The sequence below is a fragment of the Stenotrophomonas sp. SrG genome (genome assembly GCF_050031795.1).
Lineage (GTDB): Bacteria > Pseudomonadota > Gammaproteobacteria > Xanthomonadales > Xanthomonadaceae > Stenotrophomonas > Stenotrophomonas rhizophila_A.
In genome coordinates, this window is the sequence record NZ_JBNBBE010001355.1 from 1 (window position 1) to 235 (window position 235).

The 235-nt window shown below is 70.2% G+C and carries 1 protein-coding gene; it reads left to right on the plus strand.

The features are described 5' to 3' along the window. Window positions 1-235: hypothetical protein (locus ACQG3P_RS23820; RefSeq protein WP_426806431.1), on the plus strand; the 235-nt coding region annotated here is incomplete at both ends.

The following is a 235-nucleotide window of genomic DNA, read 5'->3' on the forward strand; positions in this document are numbered from 1 at the left end:
CCTACAGCCTCTGCAACCAGGCCTCGCCGGCGGTCTGCAGCAGTGCCACGGTCACCGTGCAGACCCAGGGCAATGACGTGGACGTGGTGGACGAGAACATCACCGTGCTCAGTGGGACCACCACCACCGTACCGCTGCTGGACACCCTCACCACCAGCGGCGCTCGCATCACCCCGGCATCGATGCGGCTGGGCAGGGCGGCGGGCAACGGCCGCGCACCCTGCGGCACCGGCGT